The sequence below is a fragment of the uncultured Cellulomonas sp. genome (genome assembly GCF_963527515.1).
In the GTDB taxonomy this organism is placed as follows: Bacteria; Actinomycetota; Actinomycetes; order Actinomycetales; family Cellulomonadaceae; genus Cellulomonas.
The window spans coordinates 1-25,195 of record NZ_CAURTV010000018.1; the positions used below are offsets into that span (position 1 = coordinate 1).

22 protein-coding genes are annotated in these 25,195 nt (G+C 71.4%); 15 read left to right on the plus strand and 7 right to left on the minus strand.

Annotated elements, in window-relative coordinates; genetic code table 11:
- The first annotated feature begins 171 nt into the window (after positions 1 to 171).
- Positions 172 to 1,518 carry an extracellular solute-binding protein gene (locus tag RYN42_RS07105; RefSeq protein ID WP_315094949.1) on the plus strand — a complete coding sequence of 449 codons (1,347 nt, stop codon included), beginning with the start codon at positions 172 to 174 and terminating at the stop codon, positions 1,516 to 1,518.
- A 37-nt stretch (positions 1,519 to 1,555) separates the two neighbouring features.
- Here RYN42_RS07105 and RYN42_RS07110 read toward each other — a convergent pair whose 3' ends face one another.
- Positions 1,556 to 1,768 carry a hypothetical protein gene (locus RYN42_RS07110; RefSeq protein WP_315094950.1) on the minus strand — a complete coding sequence of 71 codons (213 nt, stop codon included), beginning with the start codon at positions 1,766 to 1,768 and terminating at the stop codon, positions 1,556 to 1,558.
- Positions 1,769 to 1,961: 193 nt separating this feature from the next.
- Here RYN42_RS07110 and ilvD point away from each other — a divergent pair, with 193 nt between their 5' ends.
- Positions 1,962 to 3,692, plus strand: coding sequence for a dihydroxy-acid dehydratase (ilvD, locus tag RYN42_RS07115; protein WP_315094951.1), 1,731 nt, complete (start codon positions 1,962 to 1,964; stop codon positions 3,690 to 3,692).
- A 59-nt stretch (positions 3,693 to 3,751) separates the two neighbouring features.
- Here the strand turns inward: ilvD and RYN42_RS07120 are convergent, their stop codons facing one another.
- Genes RYN42_RS07120 through RYN42_RS07135 form a run of 4 tightly spaced genes read right to left on the minus strand, consistent with a single transcriptional unit; the run spans position 3,752 to position 9,072 of the window.
- Positions 3,752 to 4,660 carry a carbohydrate ABC transporter permease gene (locus RYN42_RS07120; protein WP_315094953.1) on the minus strand — a complete coding sequence of 303 codons (909 nt, stop codon included), beginning with the start codon at positions 4,658 to 4,660 and terminating at the stop codon, positions 3,752 to 3,754.
- Positions 4,660 to 5,604: a sugar ABC transporter permease gene (locus RYN42_RS07125; RefSeq protein ID WP_315094955.1), complete on the minus strand. Its 945-nt coding sequence runs from the start codon at positions 5,602 to 5,604 to the stop codon at positions 4,660 to 4,662. Before RYN42_RS07125 ends, RYN42_RS07120 begins: the two co-directional genes overlap by 1 nt.
- A gap of 2 nt (positions 5,605 to 5,606) precedes the next feature.
- On the minus strand, positions 5,607 to 6,896 hold the full coding sequence (locus tag RYN42_RS07130) for an extracellular solute-binding protein (protein WP_315094957.1): 1,290 nt from the start codon (positions 6,894 to 6,896) through the stop codon (positions 5,607 to 5,609).
- Between the two features lie 31 nt (positions 6,897 to 6,927).
- Entirely contained in the window at positions 6,928 to 9,072 is a 2,145-nt protein-coding gene (locus RYN42_RS07135) for an alpha-galactosidase (protein WP_315094958.1), read from the minus strand.
- A gap of 112 nt (positions 9,073 to 9,184) precedes the next feature.
- Here RYN42_RS07135 and RYN42_RS07140 point away from each other — a divergent pair, with 112 nt between their 5' ends.
- The 13 genes from RYN42_RS07140 (at position 9,185) to RYN42_RS07200 (ending at position 24,401) form a co-directional block, all read left to right on the plus strand.
- Positions 9,185 to 10,354 carry an ROK family transcriptional regulator gene (locus RYN42_RS07140; protein ID WP_315094959.1) on the plus strand — a complete coding sequence of 390 codons (1,170 nt, stop codon included), beginning with the start codon at positions 9,185 to 9,187 and terminating at the stop codon, positions 10,352 to 10,354.
- A complete protein-coding gene (locus RYN42_RS07145; RefSeq protein WP_315094960.1) occupies positions 10,351 to 12,087 on the plus strand; it encodes an alpha-glucosidase in 1,737 nt (578 codons plus the stop codon). The genes RYN42_RS07140 and RYN42_RS07145 overlap by 4 nt, the downstream gene beginning before the upstream one ends.
- Before the next feature lie 21 nt (positions 12,088 to 12,108).
- Positions 12,109 to 12,687 carry a pyridoxamine 5'-phosphate oxidase family protein gene (locus RYN42_RS07150; RefSeq protein ID WP_315094961.1) on the plus strand — a complete coding sequence of 193 codons (579 nt, stop codon included), beginning with the start codon at positions 12,109 to 12,111 and terminating at the stop codon, positions 12,685 to 12,687.
- Positions 12,688 to 12,931: 244 nt separating this feature from the next.
- Positions 12,932 to 14,767 (plus strand): acetolactate synthase large subunit, encoded by a 1,836-nt coding sequence (locus tag RYN42_RS07155; protein ID WP_315094963.1) that lies wholly within the window; start codon positions 12,932 to 12,934, stop codon positions 14,765 to 14,767.
- A gap of 3 nt (positions 14,768 to 14,770) precedes the next feature.
- A complete protein-coding gene (gene ilvN, locus RYN42_RS07160) occupies positions 14,771 to 15,295 on the plus strand; it encodes an acetolactate synthase small subunit (protein WP_315094965.1) in 525 nt (174 codons plus the stop codon).
- 43 nt (positions 15,296 to 15,338) lie between these two features.
- Positions 15,339 to 16,367, plus strand: coding sequence for a ketol-acid reductoisomerase (gene ilvC, locus RYN42_RS07165; RefSeq protein WP_315094967.1), 1,029 nt, complete (start codon positions 15,339 to 15,341; stop codon positions 16,365 to 16,367).
- 230 nt (positions 16,368 to 16,597) lie between these two features.
- Positions 16,598 to 17,152, plus strand: a complete 555-nt coding sequence (locus RYN42_RS07170; RefSeq protein ID WP_315094969.1) for an ASCH domain-containing protein — start codon at positions 16,598 to 16,600, stop codon at positions 17,150 to 17,152.
- A 63-nt stretch (positions 17,153 to 17,215) separates the two neighbouring features.
- Positions 17,216 to 18,280 carry a 3-isopropylmalate dehydrogenase gene (locus RYN42_RS07175; RefSeq protein WP_315094971.1) on the plus strand — a complete coding sequence of 355 codons (1,065 nt, stop codon included), beginning with the start codon at positions 17,216 to 17,218 and terminating at the stop codon, positions 18,278 to 18,280.
- A gap of 70 nt (positions 18,281 to 18,350) precedes the next feature.
- Complete coding sequence (locus RYN42_RS07180; RefSeq protein WP_315094972.1) at positions 18,351 to 19,460, plus strand: branched-chain amino acid aminotransferase; 1,110 nt, start codon at positions 18,351 to 18,353, stop codon at positions 19,458 to 19,460.
- Positions 19,460 to 20,479 (plus strand): serine hydrolase domain-containing protein, encoded by a 1,020-nt coding sequence (locus tag RYN42_RS07185; RefSeq protein ID WP_315094973.1) that lies wholly within the window; start codon positions 19,460 to 19,462, stop codon positions 20,477 to 20,479. Before RYN42_RS07180 ends, RYN42_RS07185 begins: the two co-directional genes overlap by 1 nt.
- Before the next feature lie 264 nt (positions 20,480 to 20,743).
- A complete protein-coding gene (gene cimA / locus RYN42_RS07190) occupies positions 20,744 to 22,366 on the plus strand; it encodes a citramalate synthase (protein WP_315094974.1) in 1,623 nt (540 codons plus the stop codon).
- A gap of 88 nt (positions 22,367 to 22,454) precedes the next feature.
- The gene (locus RYN42_RS07195; RefSeq protein WP_315094976.1) at positions 22,455 to 23,321 is read left to right on the plus strand and encodes a hypothetical protein; all 867 of its coding nucleotides are present in this window, start codon (positions 22,455 to 22,457) and stop codon (positions 23,319 to 23,321) included.
- Positions 23,322 to 23,342: 21 nt separating this feature from the next.
- Positions 23,343 to 24,401, plus strand: a complete 1,059-nt coding sequence (locus RYN42_RS07200) for a biotin/lipoate A/B protein ligase family protein (protein ID WP_315094978.1) — start codon at positions 23,343 to 23,345, stop codon at positions 24,399 to 24,401.
- Here RYN42_RS07200 and RYN42_RS07205 read toward each other — a convergent pair whose 3' ends face one another.
- The gene (locus RYN42_RS07205) at positions 24,402 to 24,710 is read right to left on the minus strand and encodes a DUF202 domain-containing protein (protein WP_315094980.1); all 309 of its coding nucleotides are present in this window, start codon (positions 24,708 to 24,710) and stop codon (positions 24,402 to 24,404) included. It abuts the gene before it with no gap.
- Positions 24,707 to 25,072 carry a DUF202 domain-containing protein gene (locus tag RYN42_RS07210; RefSeq protein ID WP_315094982.1) on the minus strand — a complete coding sequence of 122 codons (366 nt, stop codon included), beginning with the start codon at positions 25,070 to 25,072 and terminating at the stop codon, positions 24,707 to 24,709. The genes RYN42_RS07205 and RYN42_RS07210 overlap by 4 nt, the downstream gene beginning before the upstream one ends.
- Between the last annotated feature and the right edge of the window lie 123 nt (positions 25,073 to 25,195).

Genomic DNA, 25,195 nt, shown 5'->3' on the forward strand with positions numbered 1-25,195 from the left:
CGGTTAGAGGGTTGGGGATCGGGCGCTCGGGGTTGCCCACCTAGTGGGTACCGCGCTGATTTCTGGTGGGCGGCCCGGGCCCCCCCCCCCGCGGCTCTGCCCGCTCCACCGTCGTGCCGTACGTCGATAACGATATCGATAGCGATATCTAGCCGTCGCAACGTCGCGCTGGTGTCGATCGTCAGCGCTGTCCCGCACCGCCCGGACATCCTGGAGGACGACGACATGGGTATCGCGCACACCGGCAGAGCAGTCGTGGCGCTCGCTGCGGCCACCGCCCTCCTGGCCGCCTGCGGCAGCATCGGGGGTGCGGACACCGAGGGGTACGACGGCGATCCGGCCACTCTCACGTGGTGGCACAACGGTGTCGACGAGCCGCTGAACACCTACTTCGCGGCGGTGGTGGAGGGCTTCGAGGCGGAGTACCCGGGCGTCACCATCGAGAACGTGCCGGTGCAGAACGAGGAGCTCAAGGCCAGGCTGGCGCAAGCCCTGGAGACCGGCGACTTCCCGGACGTCTTCCAGCAGTGGGGCGGCGGGCAGATGGGCGAGCAGGTGGTCGCCGGAGAGCTCCTCGACCTCACCGACCAGGTGCGCGACCAGCTCGAGCTCATCGGCGGGTCGGCTGCCGGTTGGCAGCTGGAGGGCAGGACGTACGGGCTGCCGTTCAGCATGGGCGTGGAGGGGTTCTGGTACAACCGCGCCCTGTTCGCCCAGGCCGGCATCACCGAGACCCCCATGCTGCAGGAGCAGCTCGACGCAGTGGTCCAGCAGCTCAAGGACGCCGGGATCGTGCCCATCGCGGTGGGTGCCGGCGACGGGTGGCCGTCGGCGCACTACTGGTACAACTACGCGCTGCGTGCCTGCACGCCGGACACCATGGTCGCCGCGGGTGAGACCCAGGACTTCTCGGACCCGTGCTTCGTCAAGGCGGGGGAGGACCTCGCCGCGTTCCTGGCGACGTCCCCGTTCCAGCCCGACTTCCTGACCACGCCGGCGCAGCAGGGCGCCACCAGCTCCGCGGGCCTGCTGGCCAACGGCGGCGCCGCGATGGAGCTCATGGGGCACTGGCACCCCGGCGTGATGTCCGGGCTGGTGGAGAGCGGCGACGGACTGGGGACCGACCTGGGCTGGTTCCCGTTCCCGATGACCGAGGGCGGACAGGGGAACGCGAACTCCGCGCTCGGTGGCGGCGACGGGTTCTCGTGCTCCGTGGACGCGCCGCCCGTGTGCGTCGACTTCCTGCGCTACCTCCTCAGCGTGGACGTGCAGACGGCCTACGCCGAGACCGGGGCCGGGCTGCCGGTGACGATGGGTTCCGAGGCCGGGGTGAGCGACCCGAACATGGCCGCGCTGCTCGAGTTCCGCAACGACGCCAGCTACGTCCAGCTGTGGCTCGACGTGGCGTACGGGAGCACGGTCGGCGGCGCGCTCAACGACGCGATCGCCCAGCAGTTCGCCGGTACGGGCACGGCGGAGGGCGTCGTCGCAGCCATGCGGGCAGCGGCCGGGACCTGAGCCGGCAGCCGGCGAAGGAACCGGCGTCCGAATGCGGTCAGTCGGTCGGCTCGACCGGCGACGGATCAGCCTCGAGCTCGCCGGGCGTCGGCGCGTCGTCGCTACCGCCGTCCTCGGCCGACCCGGTGGCTGAGCCGTCGGAGCCGGCGCCCGCCTCCAGCACCTCCGGGGTGACCTCTTGCTCGAGGGTCGGGTACCCGTAGCCGCCCTCCTGCGCCGCGGCGCCCGGGTCCTGCGGTGAGTCGCTCATGGTCACCCTTCCTGCCGTGCCCGGACCGTCGCCGACCTGCTCGGTCCCATCGTCGGCGCCCGCGCTGTGACGCGCCATCCGGCGCGGTCGAGGTGTTCCTCGACGAGCAGTGCGTGGGCGGGCGGGCGACAACGGTCGTCCGCAGGGTGGCCCTCCCCCGGCACGCGGCGAGCGCCGTCCTACACTCGCGAGCATGACCGTGACGTCGGACAACGCCCCCAGCTCCACCGCTCCCGCAGTCGACATCAAGCCCCGCTCGCGCACCGTCACCGACGGGCTCGAGGCGACGGCCTCGCGGGGGATGCTCCGCGCGGTCGGCCTCGGGGACGACGACTTCGCCAAGCCGCAGATCGGCGTCGCCAGCTCCTGGAACGAGATCACGCCCTGCAACCTGTCGCTCCAGCGGCTGGCGCAGGCGGCCAAGTCGGGGGTGCACGCGGCCGGCGGCTACCCGCTCGAGTTCGGCACCATCTCGGTTTCCGACGGCATCTCCATGGGCCACGAGGGCATGCACTTCTCGCTGGTGAGCCGCGACATCATCGCCGACTCGGTGGAGACCGTCATGCAGGCCGAGCGCCTGGACGGCTCCGTGCTGCTGGCCGGCTGCGACAAGTCCCTGCCCGGCATGCTCATGGCAGCGGCCCGCCTCGACCTGGCCAGCGTGTTCCTGTACGCCGGGTCGATCGCGCCGGGCTGGGTCAAGCTCGAGGACGGCACGGAGAAGGACGTCACGATCATCGACGCGTTCGAGGCTGTCGGCGCGTGCGCCCGCGGGCTGATGAGCCGTGAGGACGTCGACCGCATCGAGCGCGCGATCTGTCCCGGCGAGGGCGCCTGCGGCGGGATGTACACGGCCAACACGATGGCGTCGGTGGCCGAGGCGATCGGCATGTCGATCCCCGGCTCCGCCGCCCCGCCCTCGGCCGACCGCCGCCGCGACGCGTTCGCGCACAAGTCGGGCGAGGCCGTGGTCGAGCTGCTGCGCAAGGGCATCACCGCCCGCCAGATCATGACCAAGGAGGCGTTCGAGAACGCGATCGCCGTGGTCATGGCCTTCGGCGGCTCCACCAACGCAGTGCTGCACCTGCTGGCCATCGCGCACGAGGCCGAGGTCGACCTGACGCTCGCCGACTTCTCCCGCGTCGCCGCGAAGGTGCCGCACCTGGGCGACCTCAAGCCGTTCGGCCGCTACGTCATGAACGACATCGACCGCATCGGCGGCGTCCCGGTGGTCATGAAGGCGCTGCTGGACGCGGGCCTGCTGCACGGCGACTGCCTCACGGTCACCGGCAAGACGGTCGCGGAGAACCTGGCCGACGTGAACCCGCCGGACCCGGACGGCAAGATCCTGCGGGCCATGGACAACCCCATCCACAAGACCGGCGGCATCACGATCCTGCACGGCTCGCTCGCGCCCGACGGCGCCGTGGTGAAGTCGGCCGGCTTCGACTCCGACGTGTTCGAGGGCACCGCGCGCGTGTTCGAGCGCGAGCGCGCGGCCATGGACGCGCTGGAGGACGGGACGATCGTGGCCGGTGACGTCGTCGTCATCCGCTACGAGGGCCCCAAGGGCGGTCCGGGCATGCGGGAGATGCTCGCCATCACCGGTGCGATCAAGGGTGCCGGCCTGGGCAAGGACGTCCTGCTGCTCACCGACGGCCGCTTCTCCGGCGGGACGACCGGTCTGTGCGTCGGTCACGTGGCGCCCGAGGCCGTCGACGGCGGACCGATCGCGTTCGTCCGGGACGGCGACCGGATCCGGCTCGACGTGGCCAACGAGACGCTCGACGTGCTCGTCAGCGCCGAGGAGCTCGAGGGACGCAAGGCCGGCTGGGCGCCGCTGCCCCCCACCTACACGCGGGGGGTGCTGGCCAAGTACGCGAAGCTGGTGCAGTCGGCGTCGAAGGGCGCCGTGCTGATCTGACCTGCACACGACCGACGGGCCCGCTCCCTGCACAGGGGGCGGGCCCGTCGCGGTCCGGGCTACTTGATCGACCCCCGGGTGACCCCGGAGATGACCCAGCGCTGGGAGAACACGTACACCACCAGCAGCGGCGCCATCGCCATGAGGTAGGACGCGAACGCCACCGTGTAGTCGGTGTTGAACTGCCCCTGGAACACGTACTGCGCGAGCGACAGGGTTCGTGCCCCGGGGTCGGTGAGGACCACGAGCGGCATGATGAAGTCGTTCCACGCCCACACGCAGGTGAGGATGCCGACCGTCGCGTTCATCGGGGTCAGCAGCGGGAAGATGATCTGCCGGAACACCCGCCACGTCGAAGCCCCGTCCACCCGCGCCGCCTCCTCGAGCTCGATCGGGATCGAGCGGATGTAGGCGGTGTAGATGAAGATGTTCAGCGACAACCCGTAGATCGTGTAGAGCACGATCATCCCCGCCTGGTTGTCCAGGCCCAGGAGCGAGGTCTGCTTCACCAGCGGCAGCATGATGATCGGGAACGGGATGAACAGGGCCGCCAGCAGGTAGAAGAACACGCCCTTGAAGAACGGCCGGTGGATGTTCCGCGCGATGCCGTACGCCACCACCGAGCTGGTCAGCAGCGTGAAGACGACCGACCCGACCGTGATGATCGCGGTGTTCATGAGCGCCTGCGGGAAGCTGGTCCGCTCCCACGCCTCCGCGAAGTTGCCCCAGCGCACGGGGTTCGGCCACTCGAAGCCGGTGCCGGCGGCGAGCTGGTCGGGGGTCTTGAGCGCGACGACCACGGCCAGGTAGAGCGGCACGAGGACCGTCAGGGAGCACACGGCGATCAGCGCGGTCACCCACCAGTTGATCCTGCGGGTGTCGTCATCGGCCACGGCGCGGGTGCGTCGGCGCCGGCGCTCGGGGACGACGGGCTCGGCCTGGTTGAGGACGGTGGTCGAGGTGGTCATCAGAAGTCCGCCTCTCTGCGCTGGAGGACCCGGAACTGGAAGAGCGAGACGATGGTGATGACGATGAAGAAGATCACCGCGTTCGCGGTCTGGTAGGCGAACTCTCCGCCGGAGAACCCGCCGCGGAAGATGAGCAGCGTGACGGACTCCGTCGCGGTGCCGGGCCCGCCGTTGGTCAGGGCGACGATCGGGTCGAAGACCTGGAGGAAGCCCTTGAGGCTCAGGACGACGTTGATCGTGAAGAACGCGCTGATCAGCGGGAACGTGATCGACCGGAACTGGCGCCACGCCTTCGCGCCGTCCAGCGACGCCGCCTCATACAGCTCGCGCGGGATCGTCTGCAGCCCGGACAGGTAGATGATGATCGCGAAGGCGCAGGACTGCCAGACGGCCAGGGCGACGATCGCGGTCCACGCCCAGGTCTCGTTGGTGAGGATGTTGTCGGCGAACAGCGGGATGCCCGACAGGATCTTGGGCAGCGAGCTGGAGAAGAAGAACTGGAAGACGTAGCCGATGACCAGGATCGCCAGCACGTAGGGCACGAAGTACACGCCGCGCCAGAAGTTGCGGGCCAGGATCTTGGTGTTGAGGCCCATCGCGATGGACAGCGAGATCAGGTTGGTGAGCACGGTCGCCGCGATGGCGAAGAGGAACGAGAACCCGTAGGCCTGCAGGACGCGGTCGTCCTTGAACAGGTTGGCGTAGTTGGACAGGCCGACGAAGTTCCACGCGCCGTAGCCGGCGTAGTTGGTCAGGCTGAAGAAGATGCCGACCAGCACCGGGACCGTGTGGAACAGGAAGAACGCGATGACCGCGGGCCAGACCATCCAGTAGAAGGTGGACTGTGCGCGGTCCTTCGTGGGGCGCGTCGCCGCGGTCGTGCCGGCGCCGCCCGAGCGGCCTGCCCCCCGTGCTGCGGGCAGGGCTTGCGTGGAGGACGTCATCGTCATTCTCCCGTCACGGGGATGGTGCGAGCGGCGACCTTGCTCCACTCGCGGTCGAGAGTGGCGAGCGCGGCCTCGGCGTCGCCGTTGAACAGGAACTGCTGGTCGATCGCCGCGAGCGGGATGCTGGGCGGGATCTGGTGGTCGATGAAGCCGGCGATGCGGCCCTCGTCGAAGTAGGGCGCGACCGACTGGATCGCCGGCTCGTCGCTGAGCTCGGCCCCCTCGACGGAGGGGATCATGTTCTGCGAGGCCGCGAACTCCTCGATCACGTCCTTCTGGAACAGGTACTCGATGAAGCGGAGCGCCTCCGCCTGCCGCGGGGAGTCCTTGGCCATCGTCACGGCGACGTCGACGCCCGAGACCAGCACCCGGTCGGCGGGGTCGTCGGCAGCCGGGTACGGGAAGATCCCCGCCCGGATGTCCGGGTTGATGCCCTTGATGGGGCTCAACGCCCAGATGCCCTGCAGGAGCATGGCGGCCTCGCCGTTGGCGAACGCGGCGTTGCCGTCGTCGTAGGTCGCGCCGCGGTAGCCCTCCTGCATGTAGCCGAAGAGCTGTGCCTGCCGGTCCAGCGCCTCGGCGAAGTCCTTCCGGAACGACACCTCCGAGTCCCTGCCGGTGTCCTCGCCCTGCTCGCGCATCGCGTCGAAGAAGTCGTCGCCGGCGGGGTAGGCCCCGAGCCCGTTGAAGGAGGGCATCCCCGTCCACGAGTCGGCCAGGGTCCCGTAGAACGGCGTGATGCCGGCCGCCTCGAGCGCGTCGCACACGGTGATCAGGTCGTCCCAGGTCTCGGGGACCTCGAGGCCTTGCTGTTCGAAGAGGTCCTGGTTGTAGATGATCCCGTTGGCGTTGTTGACGTAGCCGAGGCCGTTCACCTCGTCGCCGAACGTGCCCAGGTCCGCCATGATCTCCTGCACGGCCGGGTTGATGGTGTCCAGCACCGGCTCGTCCGAGAAGTCGTAGAACACCCCCGCCTGCGCGAGCCGGCCGAAGTTCCCGCTCGCGTTGAGCGTGATGACGTCCGGAGCCTTGTCCTTCACCAGGAGCGTCCGGATCGCCGTGTCGGCGTCGGCGACCTGGTTCTGCACCACCCGGATGTCGGGGTTCTCGGCCTCGAAGTCGGCGATGATCTGCGTGAAGTCCTCGAGCGCCTCACCCTTGAACTGGAAGAAGTTCAGGGTGGTCACGCCGTCGGACGGGTCGTTCGCACAGCCGCCGACGGCGGCCAGCAGGGCGACCGTGCAGACCGCGGCTGCGGTGCGACCTCGTCGCGTCACTCGGTGTCTCATCGTGCGCCTCCTTGCGCCGGGTCCTGGCTGCTCAGTCCTGGGCGACCAGTTCGATCACGGTGGATCTCTGCGGGTACTGGACGGGGGGTCGCAGGCCGACGGCCTCGAGCTCGCGCCCTGTGAGCGCCGTGTCGTACACCTCCCATTGGAGATCTGACTGCGCGGCGGCGCTCGTCGAGCCGCCGACGACCCGGACCTCGTAGCGCCGGTCGGGGTCGAGACCGGGGATCCTGACCCGCCCCGGGGGGTAGGCGACGGTGGTGTCGGTCTGGGTGAGGGTGAAGACGGCCGACGTGCCGTCGGGGGCGACGACACCGCGGACGTCGATGCCCGGCTCGGTGCCGTCGACGTCGACGGTGCGGCCTGTCGCCACGAGCGGGCGGATGCGCTTGGCGTACTCCACCCACGCCGCGATGCGGCCACGGGTGTCGTCGTCCGTGGCGGTGAGGTCCCACTCGATCCCGACGTGGCCGAACAGGGCGACCGCGGCGCTGAAGTCGAGGTCGACGGTCCGGCCTGTGGAGTGCACGACCGGGCTGGTCAGGTGCATGCCCATCAGCTCGGGCGGGACCACCAGCGCCGTGTACCGCTGGTTGGTCAGGCGCTCCAGCGGGTCGAGCGTGTCGCTGGTCCAGATGCGATCCGTGCGGGCCAGGATGCCGAGGTCGACGCGGGCGCCCCCGGAGGCGCAGCTCTCGATCTCGAGACCGGGGTGGGCCGCCTTGAGCTCGTCGAGCAGGCGGTAGAGGGCAAGGGTGTGCTCGCGGACGCGCGCCGAGCCCTCCGGGCCGCTGCCGGCGTCGAGCAGGTCGCGGTTGTGGTCCCACTTGAGGTACGCGATCGGGTACTCCTCCAGCAGCGCGTGCAGCCGCTCGGCGAGGTAGGCGTACGCGTCAGGGTGCGCGAGGTCGAGCACCTGCTGCTGACGGGCGACCGGCGGCAGCGTCGTTCGCGCCCGCAGCACCCAGTCCGGGTGCTGCCGGGCGAGGTCGCTGTCGGGGTTGACCATCTCGGGCTCCACCCAGAGCCCGAACTCCATGCCACGGGCCGTGACGTGGTCGACCAGCGGGTGCAGGCCGTCGGGCCAGACCCCTGCGTCGACGTACCAGTCGCCCAGGCCCGCCGTGTCGTCGCGACGGCCGACGAACCAGCCGTCGTCGAGCACGAACCGCTCGACCCCGACGGTCGCGGCGGCGTCGGCGAGCGCGGTCAGCCGGTCGAGCGAGTGGTCGAAGTAGACGGCCTCCCACGTGTTGAGGGTGATGGGACGCGGGCGGCGAGGATGGGCCGGGCGCTCGCGCCACTCGTCGTGGAACCGGTGGGCCAGCTCGCTGAGCCCGTCGCCCCACGACCCGACGACCTCCGGCGACGTCAGGGACGCGCCCGGCGCGAGGACGACCTCCCCGGGGGCGAACAGCTCTCCGCCCGCGAGGAACGACTCGCCCGACACGGACCGCTCCGCGACGAGCCGGTGGTTTCCGCTCCACGCGACGTGGACCGCGTGGACCCGCCCGCGCTCGAAGCCGAACCCGGGCCGGCCGGCGGCCAGCAGGAGCGTCGCGTCGGCGCCCGGCCTCCCGCGGCGGCTCTCCCGCAGGTACGTCCCGTAGCCGAAGGGGTGCCGCTGCGGTGAGCGTTCCCGCAGGTGGCGACCCGTCGTGTCGAGGATCTCGGTGGCGTCCCAGGGGACGGGGAACGCGAGGTGCAGGTGCTGGACGGTGTAGGGGGAGTCTCCGTCGTTGCGCAGGGTGATCCGCTGGTGGAGCAGGCCCGCCGTGCCGACGGTGAGCTCCAGCTCCGCGCCGAGCATCGCTTCCCGGTCGACGAGCGACAGGCGTGCATGGTGGTCGTCGACCTGGACGCCCACGAGCTCCAGGCGGACGCTGAACGACGCCCCGTCGCGGTGGCCCTCGAGCCCGGGGGTGCCGAGCCAGCCGCCGGCAGGTGTGGCGACGAGCGTGGCGCGGGCGGGCTCGTCCAGCCCGCCCGAGACGCGCTGCGGACGCGCCGCGACGGCCAGGCTGCGCAGCGTCTGCTCGGTCGACCCGGTCAGCTCCTCGCCCCAGTGCACGATCGCCGGGTTCGGGGCCACCTCGAGGTCGATCACGACGCTGGTGCCGCCGCGCCGCAGGTGGAGCACGCGGGCGAGCGCAGGGAACACGTCGTCGTGGGGCATGAGTTAGTTCTAACATGGAAGAAAGAGACCGCACAAGCGGCACCGAGTGGGGAATCGCCTCCTCGATTGGCGCCCTTCATGTCATGATGGAACCAATGAGCGGATCGCGGGCGTGCTGAGCGAGAGCGAGCGGGCGCTCGCGCGCGCCGTGCTCATCCACGGGCCGATCTCGCGCAGCGAGCTGACCAGCCGCCTCGGCCTCTCGCCGCCGAGCCTCACGCGGTTGGCCAAGCCGTTCCTCGACCGTGGCCTGCTGGTCGAGCTCGACGACCGGACCGACGGCTCGATCGGCCGGCCCGTCCGCCCGCTCGACGTGCGGCCGGGTCTGGCCCACTTCGCGGGCGTCAAGATCACGGGAGACGCCCTCCACGTCGTCGCGACGGACGTGCGCGCCGGGCTCCTCGCCTACGTCGAGCACCGCCTGGAGCGCCGGGACCCGGCCGGCGTCGCCGCCGAGATCGCCCGTGCGGTCCGTGGCCTTGGCGTCGACCGCCTCGCGGGCGTCGGGGTGTCGATCGGCGGTGCCGTCCGGGACGGCCGCGTCGAGTTCGCGCCGTTCCTCGACTGGACGGACGTGCCCTTCGCGGAGCTGGTCGAGGCCGAGCTCGAGGTCCCCGCCTCGATCGAGAACGACCTCGTCGCCCTCGCCGAGGCCGAGCGCTGGTTCGGCATGGGCCGCGGCATCCCCGGGTTCGTCGTCATCACCATCGGCGCGGGCATCGGCTACGCGCTCGTGGTCAACGGCCAGGCCGTGCACTCGCGTGAGGCCGGCGTCGGGCTCGGCGGGCACATCCCGCTGGGCACCACCGGCCCGGTCTGCCACGCGGGTCACCGGGGGTGCGCCGAGGCCATGCTGACGTCCGGATCGATCGCCTCCCAGGTGTCGGCCGCCCTGCAGCGCCCGGTGGACTACGACGAGGTGCTGCGCCTCGCGGCGCAGGGCGACCCGGCAGCGACGACGGTCGTCGACGAGGCCGCGGCCGCGCTCGGACGACTCGTCGCGATGGCCGCCAACCTGACCCTGCAGCCCGCGGCCGTGCTCGCCGGGGAGGGCATCGGGTTGTTCTCGCTCGCGGAGGACCGGGTGCGTGCGGCGATCGCGGCCGACCGGGACCCGCGCGCCGAGCCCGTCCAGCTCTTCGTCGACGAGTCCGGCTTCTCCGCCTGGGCCCGGGGGGCCGCGACCATCGCCATCCAGGACGCCGTCGACCGGATCGACCTGCACCGACAGGACCAGGAGCTGCTGCCTGCCCCGGTCCCGACGAGAGGAGCCCTCCCATGACGTGGACCACGCACGACGCGCCCTGGTGGACCCGGGCCGTCGTGTATCAGGTGTACCCGCGCTCGTTCGCCGACTCGGACGGCGACGGCATCGGTGACCTGCGGGGCATCCTCGGTCGCCTCGACCACCTCGCCGCGCTGGGCGTCGACGTGGTCTGGCTGTCGCCGATCTACGCCTCGCCGCAGGACGACAACGGGTACGACATCAGCGACTACCAGTCGGTCGACCCCGTCTTCGGCACCCTCGAGGACCTGGACGAGCTGGTGGCGGCCCTGCACGCCCGCGGCATGAAGCTGGTCATGGACCTCGTCGTCAACCACACCTCCGACGAGCACCCGTGGTTCGTCGAGTCCCGGGACCCGGCCTCGCCCAAGCGCGACTGGTACTGGTGGCGGCCGCCGCGCGCAGGGATGGCGCCCGGTGCACCCGGGGCCGAGCCCACCAACTGGCGCTCGTTCTTCGAGGGGCCCACGTGGGAGCTCGACGAGCGCTCGGGTGAGTACTTCCTGCACCTGTTCAGCCGCAAGCAGCCGGACCTCAACTGGGAGAACCCGGCGGTCCGCGGCGCGGTGTACTCGATGATGCGCTGGTGGCTGGACCGTGGCGTGGACGGCTTCCGCATGGACGTCATCAACCTCATCTCCAAGGACACGACGCTGCCCGACGGCGTGGTCACCGACGGACTGCTCGCGGACGGCTCGGCGTCGTACGTCTGCGGCCCGCGCATCCACGAGTTCCTGGCCGAGATGCACCAAGAGGTCTTCGCGGGCCGGCCCGAGCGGCTGCTGACCGTGGGGGAGATGCCGGGCGTCACGGTCGAGCAGGCGCGCGACTTCACCGACCCCGCGCGGGCGGAGGTGGACATGGTGTTCCAGTTCGAGCACGTCGGGCTCGACCACGGCCCCGGCGGAAAGTTCGACGTCCGCCCCCTGCGGCTGCTCGACCTGAAGGCGTCGTTCGGCCGCTGGCAGGCGGGGCTGGCCGACATCGGCTGGAACTCCCTGTACTGGAACAACCACGACCAGCCCCGGATCGTGTCGCGGTTCGGCGACGACGGTGCCTTCCGGCGCGAGTCGGCCACGATGCTCGCCACCGTCCTGCACCTGCACCGCGGGACGCCGTACGTGTACCAGGGCGAGGAGCTCGGGATGACGAACGCGCACTTCACGCGGTTCGACCAGTACCGGGACATCGAGACGCTCAACCACGTGGCGGTCGCGCAGTCGGTCGGCACCGGGTCCGACCAGGACCTGCTGGCCGGCATCGCCGCGATGGGCCGCGACAACGCCCGCACCCCGATGCAGTGGGACGGCTCTGCGCACGCGGGCTTCACGACGGGCACCCCGTGGATCTCCGTCAACGAGAACTACCCGCAGATCAACGCGTCGGTGCAACGGGCGGATCCGGGCTCCGTCTTCCACTACTACCGTGCGCTCATCGCCTTGCGGCACGAGGACCCGGTCGTCGCACTCGGCGACTTCACCATGCTGCTGCCCGACCACGAGCACGTGTACGCGTTCGCCCGCCGGCTCGACGGGACCGAGCTGCTGGTGCTCGGCAACTTCTCCGGGGACGGGCAGGACGTGGCGCTCGGCAGGGCGTGGCCGCTCGGCGGGGAGCCGGCCGACGCGCTCGTGCTCGCCAACTACGACGTCGCGGACGAGTCGTCGGTCGACGGGCGGCTGCGGCTGCGGCCGTGGGAGGCCCGCGTCTACCGCTGGGACCTGTTCTGACCCTCGGTAGGCTCCTCGCTCATGGGCAAGGTGCACGAGAGCATCGACGGCCGGCTGCGCGCGTTCGTCGAGGCGCAGCCGATGTTCTTCGTCGCGACCGCCCCCAGCGGCCCCGACGGGCACGTGAACGTCTCCCCGAAGGGCATCGCCGGCACGTTCGCCGTGATCGACGAGCACACGGTCGCGTACCTCGACATCACCGCGAGCGGCGCGGAGACGATCGCCCACCTGCGCCAGAACGGCCGGATCACCGTCATGTTCTGCGCCTTCCAGGGGCCGCCGAACATCGTGCGGCTGTACGGGCGCGGCCGGGTGGTCACGCTCTACGACGACGGCTACGACGAGCTGGCCGCGCTGTTCGCGCCGGTCGCCGGCGCCCGCGCGGTCATCGTCGTCGACGTCGAGCGGGTCTCGGACTCCTGTGGCTACGGGATCCCGCGGATGGCGGTCGAGGGGGAGCGGGACCTGCTGCCGCAGCACATGGAGCGCAAGGGCGTCGACGGCCAGGCGTCCTACCGCCGGCTGAAGAACCGGGCCAGCATCGACGGCCTGCCCGCGTTCGACATGGACCCGACCCCCACCGACCCGTCCAATGGGTGATCCCGTGAACCACGATGTGAGACGGCGTGACACGACGGAAACACCGGCGTAGTGTCCAACGCGTGCAGACGACCCTTCTCGTAGTACTTCCTGAGCGCGCCGGCTAGAGGCCTCCCGCACAGGCCCCGTCAGCGCGCTCGCCCCTCGTCCAGCCGTTACGCGGCTCGAGGGGCTTTTTCGTGCTCAGGCAGTACCCACGCAGCACCCACGCAGCACCCACGCAGCACCACCCAGGGAGACACCGATGGTCCAGGGCCCTCACCCGGCACCGCCGCGAACATCCGCACCCGGCGCACCCTCCGCGTCGCGAGTCCCTGCCGCGACGACGGTCGAGCAGGTCACCGGCGCGCAGTCGATCGTCCGCTCGCTCGAGGAGGCCGGCGTCGAGGTCGTCTTCGGCATCCCCGGCGGCGCCATCCTGCCGACGTACGACCCGCTGATGGACTCCACCAAGGTCCGGCACATCCTGGTCCGCCACGAGCAGGGCGGCGGGCACGCGGCCGCCGGCTACGCCGCGGCGACCGGCCGGGTCGGCGTCTGCATGGCCACCTCCGGCCCCGGCGCGACGAACCTGGTCACGCCCATCGCCGACGCCCACATGGACTCCGTGCCGCTGGTCGCGATCACCGGGCAGGTGTCCGCGTCGATGATCGGCACGGACGCGTTCCAGGAGGCCGACATCGTCGGCATCACCCTGCCGGTGACCAAGCACAACTACCTGGTGACCGACCCGGACGACATCCCCCGGGTCATCGCGGAGGCCTTCCACATCGCCTCCACCGGCCGCCCGGGGCCCGTGCTGGTGGACATCGCCAAGTCCGCGATGGTCGCCCGCACCACGTTCTCCTGGCCGCAGCTGCTGGACCTGCCCGGCTACCACCCGGTGACCAAGCCGCACGCCAAGCAGATCCGCGAGGCCGCCCGGCTGATCGCCACCTCGCGCCGCCCGGTGTTCTACGTGGGCGGCGGCGTGATCCGCGCGCGTGCGTCCGCCGAGCTGAAGGCGCTGACCGAGGCGGCCGGCGCACCGGTCGTGACCACGCTCATGGCCCGCGGCGCGCTGCCCGACTCGCACCCGCAGAACCTGGGCATGCCCGGCATGCACGGGACGGTCGCCGCGGTCGCCGCCCTGCAGAAGGCCGACCTGGTCGTGGCCCTCGGCGCCCGCTTCGACGACCGCGTCACGGGCCTGCTGTCCAGCTTCGCGCCCGGCGCCACGATCGTGCACGCGGACATCGACCCGGCCGAGATCGGCAAGAACCGCACGGTCGACGTGCCGATCGTCGGCGACCTCAAGGAGGTCATGGCCGACCTGCTGCCCGAGCTGGCCCGCGAGCACACGCAGCACGGCAAGCCTGACCTCGAGGGCTGGTGGCGGCAGCTGGACGACTGGCGGGAGACGTTCCCGCTCGGGTTCGACGAGCCCGCGGACGGCCACCTCGCCCCGCAGTACGTCATCCAGCGGATCGGCGAGCTGTCCGGGCCGGAGTCGATCTTCGCCGCGGGCGTCGGCCAGCACCAGATGTGGGCCGCGCAGTTCATCAAGTACCAGCGGCCCAACTCGTGGCTGAACTCCGGTGGCCTGGGCACCATGGGCTACGCGGTGCCTGCGGCGATGGGCGCCAAGGTCGGTGACCCGTCGCGGACCGTGTGGGCGATCGACGGCGACGGCTGCTTCCAGATGACCAACCAGGAGCTGGCCACCTGCACCATCAACGAGATCCCGATCAAGGTCGCGATCATCAACAACTCCTCGCTCGGCATGGTGCGCCAGTGGCAGACCCTGTTCTACGAGTCGCGCTACTCCAACACCGACCTGAACACCGGTCACGGCACCGTGCGCATCCCCGACTTCGTGAAGATGGCGGACGCGTACGGGTGCGCGGGGCTGCGCTGCGAGACCGTCGCCGACGTCGACGCGACCATCAAGCGGGCCCTCGAGATCAACGACCAGCCGGTCGTCATCGACTTCACCGTGTCGCGCGACGCGATGGTGTGGCCGATGGTCGCCGCCGGCGTCTCCAACGACGACATCCAGTACGCGCGGGGCATCTCCCCGGCGTGGGACCGGGAGGACTGAGCCATGTCCCGTCACACCCTGTCGGTCCTCGTGGAGAACAAGCCCGGCGTGCTCACGCGCGTCGCCGGCCTGTTCGCGCGGCGGTCGTTCAACATCCACTCGCTCGCGGTCGGTCCCACCGAGCACGACGAGATCTCCCGCATCACGGTCGTCGTCGACGTCGACGCCCTGCCGCTGGAGCAGGTGACCAAGCAGCTGAACAAGCTGATCAACGTCATCAAGATCGTCGAGCTGGAGGACGCCGCGTCCGTCCAGCGCGAGCTGTTGCTGGTGAAGGTCAAGGCCGACGCCAGCCAGCGCACCGGGGTTCTCGAGGTGGTCCAGCTGTTCCGGGCCCACGTCGTGGACGTCGTCCCGGACACGGTCGTCATCGAGGCCACCGGCGGACCGGGCAAGCTCGACGCCCTGCTCGCCGCCCTGGAGCCGTTCGGCATCCGGGAGATCGTGCAGTCGGGCACCGTGGCCATCGGCCGCGGGTCCCGCTCGATCACCGACCGCGCCCTCGAGCGCGTCAACCGCAGCGCCTGACCTTCCCTGTTCCGCACCAGACACACACCGAGGAGAACCCATCGTGGCCGAGCTGTTCTACGACGACGACGCCGACCTGTCGATCATCCAGTCCAAGAAGGTCGCCGTCATCGGCTACGGCAGCCAGGGGCACGCGCACAGCCTCAACCTGCGCGACTCCGGCGTCGACGTGACCGTCGGCCTGCGCGAGGGCTCGGCGTCCCGGGCGAAGGCCGAGAACCAGGGCCTGACGGTCGCCTCGGTGGCCGACGCGGTACGGGAGGCCGACGTCGTCGTGATCCTGGCCCCCGACCAGGTGCAGCGGATCGTCTACCGCGACGAGATCGAGCCCAACCTCAAGGACGGCGCCGCGCTGGTCTTCGGCCACGGCTTCAACATCCGCTTCGGCTACATCAAGCCGGCCGCGCAGCACGACGTCCTCATGGTCGCGCCGAAGGGCCCGGGTCACCTGGTCCGTCGTGAGTACGTCGACGGCCGCGGCGTGCCGGTCATCGTCGCCGTCGAGCAGGACGCCTCGGGCTCCGCCTGGGACCTCGCCCTGTCCTACGCCAAGGCGATCGGTGGCCTGCGCGCCGCCGGCATCAAGACCAGCTTCACCGAGGAGACCGAGACCGACCTGTTCGGTGAGCAGGCCGTTCTGTGCGGTGGCGTCTCGCAGCTCATCCAGTACGGCTTCGAGACCCTGACCGAGGCCGGCTACCAGCCCGAGGTCGCGTACTTCGAGGTGCTGCACGAGCTCAAGCTGATCGTCGACCTCATCTTCGAGGGCGGCATCACCAAGCAGCGCTGGTCCGTCTCCGACACGGCCGAGTACGGCGACTACGTCTCCGGCCCGCGGGTCATCACGCCCGACGTGAAGGAGAACATGAAGGCCGTGCTGGCGGACATCCAGAACGGCGCCTTCGCCGAGCGGTTCATCAACGACCAGGACGCCGGCGCGCCGGAGTTCAAGGAGCTGCGCGAGAAGGGCCAGAACCACCCGATCGAGCCCGTCGGCCGCGAGCTGCGCAAGCTGTTCGCCTGGGTCAAGCCCACGGAGTCCGACTACGTCGAGGGTTCGGCGGCGCGCTGACGTAGGTACGGGCCGCCCGGAGGGTGGCCTGTGCCGGAGGCAGCGCAGAGCCGAACCCGACCATGAGCACCGGGGGTTCGGCGGCGCGCTGACGCACGTCCCCCGTGACCAAGCCATGAGTGACGCACCCGGACCGGGGGCAGCACTCATGGCTTGGTCGCGTCCGGCGCCGAACGTGCCGGTGACCAGCCGGTAGGCAAGGATGGGCCGACGACGACGAGGGGACGACGATGAGCGACCGACAGGTGGAGCCGGCCGAGCACGGGACCGAGGGTCCGGTCGAGGACGTGCGGATCGCGGCGTTCTGGCAGGCGGCTCGGGGGCACGTCGGGTTCGGGAAGCTGGACGTCATCGTCGGCGAGTCGCCCGAGGACGTCGTGTCGCCGCCGTCCTGGTCCTACGGGGACGACGCGGAGGCGGCGGAGCTGCTCGCACGGGTGCTCGACGGGCGCAAGACGGCCAACGGGCTCGCGGTGGCAGAGCTCGAGCAGGTCGGCCTCGAGGTCCCGCGCGTGGGTGACCTGTCGATCGTCGTGGACGGCGAGGGCACGCCGCGGGCGCTCCTGCGCACCACGGAGGTCCAGGTGGTCCCGTTCGACCAGGTGCCCGCCGAGCACGCGGCGGCGGAGGCGGAGGACGACGGGTCGCTGGAGACCTGGCGCGCCCGTCACGAGGAGTCCTGGCGCCGAGTCCTGGGGGAGGCGTTCTCGCCCAGCCTGGACGTCATGCTCGAACGCTTCGAGCTGGTCTACCCGACCGACGGCCCGACGCCCGCCGTCGACTGAGCGGCTCGTCCCGCAAGGTGAGACACCCGTCCCGAGCGGTGGGACGGGGTCTACGCTCGTCGCATGGTCGACACCGCCGCTGCCCGGGACATCCGCCTCGCCGTCGTCGCTGGTGACGGCATCGGCACGGAGGTCGTGGAGCAGGGTCTGCTGGCTCTGGACACCGCGCTGCACGGCACGCCGGTCACCGTGAGCACCACCGACTTCGACCTGGGCGCCCGCCGCTTCCACGCCACGGGCGAGACCCTCACGGACACCGACCTCGAGGCCATCCGCGCGCACGACGCGATCCTGCTGGGCGCCATCGGTGACCCGAGCGTGCCGTCCGGCGTCCTCGAGCGGGGGCTGCTGCTCAGGCTGCGCTTCGCGCTGGACCACTACGTCAACCTGCGCCCCAGCCGGCTGTACCCGGGCGTGGCCTCGCCGCTGGCGAACCCCGGCGAGATCGACTTCGTCGTCGTGCGCGAGGGCACCGAGGGCCCGTACGTCGGCAACGGTGGCGCGATCCGGGTGGGCACCCCGCACGAGGTTGCCAACGAGGTCAGCGTGAACACCGCGTTCGGCGTCGAGCGCGTGGTCCGCGACGCGTTCGCCCGTGCCGCGGCCCGCCCCCGCAAGAAGCTCACCCTCGTGCACAAGCACAACGTCCTCGTGCACGCCGGCCACCTGTGGCGCCGCACGGTCGAGGCCGTGAACGCCGAGTTCCCCGACGTGACCGTCGACTACCTGCACGTGGACGCGGCGACCATCTTCCTTGTCACCAACCCGGCACGGTTCGACGTGATCGTCACCGACAACCTGTTCGGGGACATCCTCACTGACCTGGCGGCCGCGATCACCGGCGGCATCGGGCTGGCGGCGTCCGCCAACATCAACCCCGACCGCACCACGCCGAGCATGTTCGAGCCCGTGCACGGCTCTGCGCCGGACATCGCGGGCCAGGGCAAGGCGGACCCGACCGCCACCGTGCTGTCGGTCGCGCTGCTGCTCGAGCACCTGGGCCTGCCGGACGCAGCCGCCCGGGTCGAGAAGGCGGTGGCCGACGACATCTCCGACCGCCGCACCACCGAGCGAGTACGGTCGACGGCCGAGGTGGGCAAGGACCTCGCGGCGCGCATCGCCGGCTGAGCGTCCTGCGTCTGTCACCCGGCCGTCCTCACCGGTACCGTCGAACCCGACTCTGGTGAAAGGCCCCCTCATGAGCACCACGACGCACCCCACATCTGTCGACGCCTTCGAGATCACGCGGACCGACACCCCCGTCCCCGACGAGCAGCGCGAGGCAGCGCTCGCGTCGCCGAGGTTCGGCACGGTGTTCACGGACCACATGGCCCGCATCTCGTACTCGAACGAGGACGGCTGGACCCGTCGTCGCGTCGAGAAGTACGGCCCCCTGCTGCTGGACCCGGCGACGGCAGTCCTGCACTACGGGCAGGAGATCTTCGAGGGCATGAAGGCGTACCGGCACGCCGACGGGTCGGTGTGGACGTTCCGGCCGCGCGACAACGCCGCCCGGTTCGCGCGCTCGGCCCGACGCCTCGCACTGCCCGAGCTGTCCGAGGCGGACTTCCTCGGCGCCATCGAGGCGCTCGTGGCCACCGACGTGGTCTGGGTGCCGTCCGGCGAGGAGACGAGCCTGTACCTGCGCCCGTTCATGTACGCCTCGGAGACGTTCCTCGGGGTGCGGCCCTCGCTCGAGGCGGAGTTCCTCGTCATCGCGTCGCCCGTCGGCCCGTACTTCGCCGGCGGCGTGCGACCGGTGGCCATCTGGGTGGACCAGAAGTACCACCGCGCCGGCGCGGGCGGGACCGGGGACGCCAAGTGCGGCGGCAACTACGCCGCGAGCCTGCTCCCGCAGCAGGAGGCCTACGCCAAGGGCTTCGAGCAGGTCTGCTTCCTCGACGCGTCGACCAACACCCAGCTCGAGGAGCTCGGCGGCATGAACGTGTTCGTCGTGCACGCCGACGGCAGCGTGGCGACGCCCCCGATCTCCGGCTCGATCCTCGAGGGCGTCACGCGCTCGTCGATCCTGCGGCTGCTCACCGACGCCGGGCACGAGGTGTCCGAGCGCCAGATCCCGCTGACGGAGCTGCGCCAGGGCCTCACGGACGGCTCCGTGCGCGAGGTGTTCGCGTGCGGCACCGCCGCCGTCATGACACCGATCGGCCGGCTGGCCAGCGACGACTTCGACCTCACGGTCGGTGACGGCGAGGCCGGCCCGGTCACCACGCGGATCCGCGCCGAGCTCACGGACATCCAGTACGGCCGCGCCACCGACCGGCACGGCTGGCTGCACCGGCTGGTCTGATGTCCCTGGCGGAGGACGTCGACCGCATCGCGGCGGAGAGCGACTTCGCGGGGGTCGTGCGGGTGGACCGCGCGGGGACCACGGAGCTCTCGGCCGCGTACGGGCTGGCCGACCGGCGGCACGGGATCGCCATGACGCCGGACACGGTCGTGGCCACGGCCAGCGCGTCCAAGGGCATGACCGCGCTGGCTGTGATGAGTCTGGTGGAGGACGGCACGCTCTCCCTGGGCACGACCGCGCGCTCGCTGCTGGGCACCGACCTCCCGCTCGTCGCGGACGACGTCACCGTGGAGCACCTGCTCGGGCACACCTCGGGCATCGGTGACTACCTCGACGAGGACGACGACACCCCGATCAGCGCCTACGCGATGCCGGTCCCGGTGCAGCACCTGGCCACCACGGAGCAGTTCGTGGCGGTCCTCGACGGGTTCCCGACCGCGTTCCCGGCGGGGGAGAAGTTCTTCTACTGCAACGGTGGGTACGTGGTGCTCGCCCTGCTGGCGGAGCGCGCGTCGGGGGTGCCGTTCCACGACCTCGTGCGCCAGCGGGTCTGCGCGCCCGCCGGGCTGGTCGACACCGACTTCCTGCGCTCCGACGCCCTGCCCGGCCGCGCGGCCCTCGGGTACGTCGAGATGGACGGCGAGTGGCGGACCAACGTCTTCCACCTGCCCGTCCTGGGCACCGGCGACGGCGGCATCTACACCACGGGCGCCGACGTGCACCGGTTCTGGACCGCCCTGTTCGCCGGCGCCGTCGTCCGTTTGGAGACGGTGGCCCAGATGGTCCGGCCGCGCAGCACGGCGCCCTACGACGACCGCCGGTACGGGCTCGGGTTCTGGGTGCACCCCACCCGGGACGTCGTCCAGCTCGAGGGCTACGACGCCGGGGTGTCCTTCCTGAGCAACCACGACCCGGCCGAGAGGCTCACCGTGACCGTCGTCGGCACGACCGCCGAGGCCGCCTGGCCGCTGGCGAAGGAGCTCCAGGCGAGGCTGATCGATGGACCGACCGAGGGCTGAGCAGTGTGTCCAAGGGGTGGAACGCGTGACCGGGAGACGTGACGTGTGCCACGATGCTCGGGTGACCCGCTCCTCCCTCATTATCGAGTAGCGCGTCGGCCCACCAGCTGACGCGCAGACCTCCCGTACCCCGGGGGGTCTTTTTGTTGGTCGGGGCACCACCACCGCCCCGGTTACCGTCGACTGCACCGGCACACCCCCGCCGGCAGACCGCGAGAAGAGCAGCAACGACGACGTCCGTCCCAGCACCGAAGAGAGCCCATCGTGCCCGTCTCCGCCACCACGCCGTTCCAGGTGTACGACACGACCCTGCGCGACGGCGCCCAGCAGGAGGGGATGAACCTGTCCGTCTCCGACAAGCTGGCCATCGCCCCGCTGCTCGACGAGCTGGGCGTCGGGTTCATCGAGGGCGGCTGGCCGGGCGCGGTGCCCAAGGACACCGAGTTCTTCAAGCGTGCCGCCAAGGAGCTCGACTTCCGCAACGCCGAGCTGGCCGCGTTCGGCAGCACCCGCAAGGCCGGCACGCGCGCCGTCGACGACCCGCAGGTGCGCGCGCTCGTCGACTCCGAGGCGCCGGTCGTCGCCCTCGTCGCCAAGCACGACCTGCGCCACGCGGAGCGGGCCCTGCGGACCACCGGGGACGAGAACATCGCGATGATCGCGGACACGGTCGCGTTCCTGGTGCGTGAGGGGCGCCGCGTGGTCGTCGACGCCGAGCACTTCTTCGACGGCTACCGGTTCGACCCCGCGTACTCCCGGGCCGCCGTGCTGGCGGGCTTCGAGGCGGGTGCCGAGGTGGTCGCCCTGTGCGACACCAACGGCGGCATGGTGCCGGCGTGGGTGTCGCAGATCGTGCACGAGGTCCGCGACCTGGTCGGACCCGACGCGGTGCTCGGGATCCACGCGCACAACGACTCGGGCTGCGCCGTCGCCAACACGCTCGCCGCGGTGGAGGCGGGCTGCACCCACGTGCAGGGCACCGTGAACGGGTACGGCGAGCGGACCGGGAACGCGGACCTGCTGTCGGTCGTCGCCAACCTCGAGCTCAAGTACGGCCTGCCCGTGCTCAAGGTCGCGGACGGGCTGCCGGGGGGCCTCACGGAGCTCACGCGGATCGCGCACGCCATCAGCGAGATCACCAACATCTCCCCGTTCGCCCGCTCGCCGTACGTCGGGGCGAGCGCGTTCGCGCACAAGGCCGGCCTGCACGCCTCCGCCATCCGGGTGGACCCGGACCTGTACCAGCACACCGACCCGGCGAACGTCGGCAACGACATGCGCATGCTCATCTCGGACATGGCGGGGCGTGCCTCGATCGAGATGAAGGGCCGTGAGCTGGGCTTCGACCTGTCCGGGCGCGCCGAGCTGCTGGGCCGGGTCACGGACCGCGTCAAGGACGCCGAGGCCAACGGGTACACCTACGAGGCGGCGGACGCGTCGTTCGAGCTGCTCCTGCTGGAGGAGATCGACGGCGAGCGCCCCCAGTACTTCCGCGTCGAGTCGTGGCGCGCCATCGTCGAGCGCTCCGGCGGTCGGGGGACGCCGGCCACGGCCGAGGCCACGGTCAAGCTGCACGCCGGCGGCGAGCGCGTGGTGAGCACCGGCGAGGGCAACGGTCCCGTCAACGCCCTGGACCACGCCCTCCGGCAGGCGCTCCTGGGCGTCTACCCCGAGCTCGAGCCCTTCGAGCTGATCGACTTCAAGGTGCGCATCCTCGACTCGATGCACGGCACCGACGCGATCACGCGCGTCCTCATCGAGATGACGGACGGCCAGCGCTCGTGGAGCACGGTCGGCGTCGGGCCCAACCTGCTCGAGGCGTCGTGGGAGGCGCTCACCGACTCCACCATCTGGGGGTTGCGCCACCAGGGCGTGCCGCCCCGCTGAACTTCATCCCTGCGCACGGGCTCGCCGCGGCTTAGCCTCGGGGGAACGGCCGCTGCAGCGCGGCCGCCGACGCGTGGAGGGAGCGGTCGTGTCCGGCTCTGCGCCGCCGCTCGACCCGGTCCCGGGGCGAGCGTCCAGGTCAGGACGATCGCGTCGGGTCTGGTGGTGGCTCCTGGTCGCCATCCTGGTGGTCGCCGGCGTCACCGCGCTCGCCGTCCGGCCGTGGGAGCCCGTGGAGACGGAACCGCCCCCGACGGCCACCCTGACCGACGTCCCCACCGCCGCGCCGACCACGCCGTCCGCACCCTCGTCGTCCTCGCCGGCGGTCCCCGGCGCGGACGCCGTCTTCGACGCGACGACGGCCCCGGCGCTGTTCGTGTCCTCGGACGACCTGCTGGCCGACGTCCCGGCTGCCGAGCCCGTGGTGGAGCAGCGGATCACGTCCGGCCAGATGCCCTGGGGCCTGCCCGTCGGCTCGACCGTCGACCCACCCGCGTGCACCGTCGCCCTGACCGTCGTGCCCGCTGCGCCGCCGTGGTACGACGCCCTGCTCTGGGGCAACGAGACGCTCTCGTTCGAGCAGGAGGTCCTGCTGCTGGCCGACCCGACCGCGGCGCGCGACGCGTTCCGCCAGCTGGTCACGGCCGTCGACGCGTGCCCGCAGTACAGCCAGCAGAACCCCGGCATGGACGGCGCCACGTGGATCGCTGAGCCGGCGATCGAGGGCCAGGGCGTCTTCCCGTCGATCGTGCAGGAGATGACCCACTCCGCCGAGGGCTACGACGTGCCGGGCTACCGGGGTCACACGCTGGTCGGGAACGCGATCGTCACGTGGACGGCGGAGGCGTTGACCGTGGGTGACCGGCAGGCGGCGCTGGCGACCCTGGGCGACCCCACCGGTCTCTCGGCCATGGTGCAGGAGCGCGCCCAGGCCGCGGTCAAGGCCCTCGGCTGATCGCGCACCTAGGCTGACCCGGTGCATGGTGAGTACAAGGTCCCCGGCGGGAAGCTCGTCGCGGTCGACGTCGAGGTGGTGGACGGGCTGCTGCGCGACGTCAGCGTGAGCGGCGACTTCTTCCTCGAGCCCGACGACGCCCTCGCGGTGCTGTCCTCCGCGCTCGAGGGGCTGCCCCGCGACTCTCCCGTGAGCAGGCTGGCCGACGCGGTGACCGCCGCGCTCGCGCACGAGGAGCAGCCCGTGACGATGGTGGGCTTCGACGCCCGCGCCGTGGCGGTCGCCGTGCGCCGGGCGCTCGGTCTGTCCACCGGCTGGGGCGACCACACGTTCGAGCTCATCCACCCCGGGCCGCTGCCCCCCGCCCTGCACACCGCCCTCGACCAGGTGCTCACCGAGGAGCTGGCGGAGGGCCGGCGCGGCCCGACGCTGCGGTTCTGGGAGTGGGTGGAGCCCGCGGTGGTCATCGGGTCGTTCCAGTCGCTGCGCAACGAGGTGGACCTCGAGGCGGCGCAGCGGCACGGCATCACCGTGGTGCGCCGGATCTCCGGCGGCGGGGCGATGTTCATGGAGGCCGGGAACTGCATCACGTTCTCGCTGGTGGTCCCCGCATCGCTGGTGGACGGGATGACCTTCGAGGACTCGTACGCGTTCCTCAACCAGTGGGTGCTGGGCGCCCTCGCCGACGTCGGCGTGCACGCGTTCACCAGCGGCCTCAACGACATCGCGTCCCCGGCCGGCAAGCTGGCCGGCTCGGCGCAGAAGCGCATGGTGGGCGGCGCGGTCCTGCACCACGTGACCATGTCCTACGACATCGACGCGGACAAGATGCTCGAGGTGCTGCGGATCGGACGCGAGAAGCTGTCCGACAAGGGGACGACCAGCGCGAACAAGCGCGTCGACCCCGTGCGCTCGCAGACGCAGCTGCCGCGGGAGGCCGTCATCGCCGCCTTCATCGCGCACTTCCGGGGCCTGTACCCGACGGTGGACGGCGAGCTGCGGGCCGACGAGCTGGCGCGGGCGACGGAGCTGATGCGCACCAAGTTCACCGACCCGGCCTGGACCGCGCGCGTCCCCTGATCAGCGGCCGTGCAGCACGACGAGCGCGAGCGCCGCGGCGCCGACGACCACCATCCCCAGCGCGCTCGCCGCGACCAGCCGCCCGCCCGGGGGAACACCGTCGTCCGCGTGGCGGCGGTGCGAGACGACGGTCAGTGCCACGGACACGACCAGCGCGGTGGCGGCGATGCTCCAGGCCGCGGCCCCGACGAACTCCTGGAGCAGGTGCGCGGCCGCGAGCCCACCGCCCAGGATACCGAGCGCCGTCCGCCGCCACGCCAGGTGGGTGCGCTCGGCGGCGAGCGTCGGGGCATCCTGCGCGGCGCTCACCCGACCACCAGCCCCACCAGCACGAGCCCACCCGCCAGGCACACGCCGAGCACCAGCAGGCCGAACGCGGACGGCGCCGGCAGCGAGGACCTGAGCCGGACGGCGCGCTCGGCGCGGGCCCAGCCGACCCAGGCCAGCACGGGCGCCAGGAGGCCCACGGAGACGAGCACCAGCGCGGCGGCGAACCGGAGGTCCGGCTGCACGGGCAGCTCCAGCGCCTCGAGCGCCACGCCGCCGGCCAGCAGGGCCAGCGACGTGCGGATCCACGCCAGGAAGGTCCGCTCGTTGGCCAGCGAGAACCGCGCGTCCGGCTCGGACCCGGTCCCGTAGACCCACCGGGGGAACCGGCGCTCGTCGCTCATGCGTCCCATCCTCCCGTGCGGCCGGGCAGATCCGGTATCAGCGCGCAGCGTCGCCGCTCCTGACCTGCATGGACCTGGACCTGGACCGCCAGCTGCGCCGGCTCACCGTGCTGCGCACCCACG